The following is a 3708-nucleotide window of genomic DNA, read 5'->3' on the forward strand; positions in this document are numbered from 1 at the left end:
CGCAGGCCCCGTACAACGCAGTCGTGGTGGAACTGGCCGACGCCCCGCACATCCGGCTCGTGGGCAATGTCGTCGCCCGGCCCGACGCGGCGCTCGACTCCGTCGACCCGGCGCGGCTGCGCATCGGCGCCAAGGTGCAGGTCGCCTTCACCGAGGACGCGGACGGCCGGGCGGTGCCCCGGTGGCTGCTGGAGCGGCCGTGAGCGGCGGGGGCGGGGAGGGCGCCGGCGTCCGCGTCGAGCGGGACAAGGAGACCGGCGTCGCGGTCGTCACCCTCGACCGGCCCGAGCGGCACAACGCCATCGACCTCGCGGCCGCCGCACGACTGGCGGCTGTCTGGCGGGAGTTCCGGTTCGACGAGAGCGTACGAGCCGTCGTCCTCACCGGGGCCGGCGGCAGGGCGTTCTGCAGCGGCGTCGACCGCGGAGCGGACGTGCCGCAGCCCCCGTCGCCGTACTCCCTCGACGATCCGCTGCTGACCGTCGGCCCCAAGGCGAACGACCTGTGGAAGCCGGTGATCGCGGCGGTACGGGGGATGGCCTGCGGCGGGGCGTTCTACCTGCTGGGCGAGGCCGAGTTCGTGGTGGCCGCCGAGGACGCGGCCTTCTTCGACCCGCACACGACGTACGGGATGGTCAGCGCGTACGAGACGATCCACATGGCGCAGCGGATGCCGCCCGGCGAGGTCGCCCGGACGGCCTTGATGGGGACGGCGGAACGGATGTCCGCGCGGCGCGCGTACGAGACGGGGCTGGTGTCGGAGGTCGTCCCGGCCGGTGAGGAAGTGGCGGCGGCCGTGCGGGCGGCCGAGGTGATCGCGTCGTACCCGACGGACGCCGTGCAGGGCACGGTGCGCGCCGTGTGGGCGGCGACGGAGGCAGCGCGCGGCGGGGCGCTCGCGCAGGCGCCGCACCTGGTGGCGCTCGGCAATCTGCCGCCGGACCGGCAGGCGGAGCTCTTCGCCGCCCGCCGGTCCGGCTTCCGTACGCGCTAGGCGTGCGGCGCCGCGTCAGCCGGCGATGCGCCGCACGTTGCTGAGCGTGCACTTGCCGCCGGAGGTCTCGCCCGGCTTGGCGATGTACGGGGTGGCGACGTCCTGCCGCTCGGTACGGCCCGCGAGCACCATGTACATGCTGGGGTGACGCGTCGCGATGGTCGCGCCGCTCGGGTCGCTGAACTCGACCGTGAACGTGTAGGTGTAGTTCTCGGTCGTGCTGGAGTTGGTCGCGCTCACGGCGGCGACGATGCCCCGGGAGGGGTCGTACCGGCAGGAGTCGATGCGGACGTCCGTGATGTTCGTGTCGCCGCGGGTGCCGGAGGTCGAGCCCGTGGTGGTGGACGAGCCGGTGGTGTAACCACTGCTGCTGCTGGTGGTGGACGTGCTGTCGCCGGTGGTGCTGCCGCTGGACGTCGTGTAACCGCTGGTGCTGCCGCTGGACGTGGTGTAACCGCTGGTGCTGCTGGACGTGGTGTCGCCGCTGGTGTAACCGCCGGACGTGGAGCTGTCGTAGCTCGAACCGCCGCTGGTGCTGCTACTGCTGCTCGAACTGCCGAAGCTGCTGCCACCGCTGCTGCCGCTGCTGTCGTCGCAGCTTCCGCCGCGGCCCCGTGCGCCGGTCAGGGCGAGGACGGCGATACCGAAGACGGCAATGGCGCGGACATGGCGAAGCTTCACGCTTCAACCCCCGTTGAATCGTTGAATGTGCGCTCTCGATTGACGAGCGCACGTCACCCTAGTGGGACGCCGACACGCCCGCAAAACGCGTGTTCCAGGGCGGCGGATCCGGTCCCGGCGAACCCGTCCGCGACTGGCAGCCGCCGCATCACGGGCGTAGCGTCGGCACAGAGAGCCACCCCAAGGAGGCGGCGATGATCCGCAACGTTCTCGGTTGGATCCTTGCCCTCGCCGGAGCGGCGGCCGCCGTGCTGAGCCCCTTCCGTACCTGGTACGACGGCCGTCTCGGGCGCGACTACCGCATCGGCGACCTGTTCGGCGGCATCACGGACAGCGAGGCGGCGGTCCTGGGCTCGCTGCTGCTGCCGTTCGCCTTCGCCGCCCTGCTGACCCTGGCCGGTCTCCTGCTGCGCTCCCGTACGGCGGTCGCCCTCGCCGGGATCGTCGTGCTCGCGTTCACCGTGCTGTGGATGGTCCGCGTGGGACAGGCGCGGGACGGCCTGACGGTCGACACCGACGGCACCGGACTCGACGTGGGCGTCGCGCTGGCCCTCGGCGGCGGCGTCCTGCTCCTGCTCGCCGCCGTCCTGCTGCCCGGACGCCGGCGGCGCCGGCGCGTGGACGGGGACCACGACCACGACCGGTACGAGCCGGCGCGGCACGACCACGACCGGTACGAGCCCGCGCAGCAGCAGGGGCCCGACCAGCCCTTCCCGTGGAGCCCGGGTCGGGGCGGTCCGGACGGACGCGGAGGACCGTACGGCGACGGGCGCGACGATCAGTACGGGAACGGGCGCGGAGGTCCGTACGGCGATGGGCACGCCGGACCGTACGGGCCGGACGACCGGCCGCCGCCGGAGGACCACCGCTACCGCTAGCGGAGCACCGCTCCCCCGGCCGGTCGGGCCGTCAGGCCCGCGTGCCCGACTGGCGGCCCGTTGCCGTGCCCTTGACCGCGTCCAGCGCGTACACACACCGGTCCTTGCTGCACGCGTACACCACACCGCCCTGCGCCACCGGCGACCCGGTGATCTCACCGCCCGTCGCCAGCTTCCAGCGCAACTGCCCGCCGCTCGCGTCCAGCGTGTAGAGGCAGTGGTCCGCCGACCCGAAGTGGACGCGGCCGTCCGAGACCACGGGCGCGCCCACGACCTCGCCGCCCGCCGCGAAGCGCCACTTCGGGGTGCCGGTCACCGCGTCCAGGGTGTACAGCGCGCTGCCGCTGCCCACGTGGACGTTGCCCGCGACGACGAGCACCGGCTCGATGGACTGGCGGGACTCGGTGGCGATGCGCCAACGGTCCTTGCCGGTGGCGGCGTCCAGGGCGTACACCGTGCCGAGGTAGTCGGCCAGGTAGACGCCGCCGCCCGCGACGGCCGGCCCCGGCGCGAAGGCGGGCGGGCTCAGGAAGACCGCCGGTGCCTCGAAGTGCCAGCGCACCCGGCCGCTGACGGCGTCGACGGCCAGGACCCGCGTACCGGCGGCGACGTACACGTAGCCGTCCGGCGCCGACGTCAGCCGCAGCGGCACGCCGCCGCAGGACGCCGCGTCGCCGATCGGGTACGACCAGCGCTCCATGCCGGTACGGGCGTCCAGGGCCCGCAGCCGGGCGTCCTGCCACACGTACACCGTGTCGTCGTGTACGGCGGGACCCGCCTCCGGGGTCTCGAAGTCGCTCTGGGCGCCGGTGAGTTCCCACAGCTTCTGGCCGTTGGACGCCTCCCACGCCTGGACACCGCCGCCGCGCGTCCCGGTCACCACGGTGCCGCGTTCGGCCTTGAGCGAGTACACCCACGCGTCGGTCTGCAGCCGCCAGCGCTCCTGGCCGTCGGAGGCGTCCAGGGCGTAGAGCGTCGGCCCGTCGGAGGCGTGGATGCGGCCGCCCGCGACCGCCATGGCCCAGGCGACGTCCCGCGTCTTGAACTGACGCCGGCCGCTGGCCACGTCCAGGGCGTGCACCTCGAAGGAGGTGACGTAGACCAGATCACCCGCGACGGCCGTGGCGGTTCCGCATGTCGAACGACGTGTGGGGC

Annotated in this window: 5 protein-coding genes; 3 read left to right on the plus strand and 2 right to left on the minus strand. The window is 73.5% G+C overall.

Features of this window, described 5'->3' with window-relative positions; genetic code table 11:
- The coding region (locus E2E34_RS32395; protein WP_244316347.1) for a PhlB family protein at window positions 1–203 on the plus strand (203 nt) is incomplete at its 5' end.
- Complete coding sequence (locus E2E34_RS32400) at window positions 200–994, plus strand: enoyl-CoA hydratase/isomerase family protein (protein WP_138905414.1); 795 nt, start codon at window positions 200–202, stop codon at window positions 992–994. The genes E2E34_RS32395 and E2E34_RS32400, both read left to right, overlap by 4 nt.
- A 15-nt stretch (window positions 995–1009) precedes the next feature.
- Here E2E34_RS32400 and E2E34_RS32405 read toward each other — a convergent pair whose 3' ends face one another.
- On the minus strand, window positions 1010–1675 hold the full coding sequence (locus tag E2E34_RS32405; protein WP_138905415.1) for a hypothetical protein: 666 nt from the start codon (window positions 1673–1675) through the stop codon (window positions 1010–1012).
- A gap of 194 nt (window positions 1676–1869) precedes the next feature.
- Here E2E34_RS32405 and E2E34_RS32410 point away from each other — a divergent pair, with 194 nt between their 5' ends.
- Window positions 1870–2553 carry a hypothetical protein gene (locus tag E2E34_RS32410; RefSeq protein ID WP_138905416.1) on the plus strand — a complete coding sequence of 228 codons (684 nt, stop codon included), beginning with the start codon at window positions 1870–1872 and terminating at the stop codon, window positions 2551–2553.
- 31 nt (window positions 2554–2584) lie between these two features.
- Here E2E34_RS32410 and E2E34_RS32415 read toward each other — a convergent pair.
- On the minus strand, window positions 2585–3708 hold a 1124-nt coding region (locus E2E34_RS32415), incomplete at its 5' end, for an outer membrane protein assembly factor BamB family protein (protein WP_244316349.1).

Origin of the sequence: Streptomyces albidochromogenes, from assembly GCF_005981925.1 — a bacterium.
Classification (GTDB): Bacteria; Actinomycetota; Actinomycetes; order Streptomycetales; family Streptomycetaceae; genus Streptomyces; species Streptomyces albidochromogenes.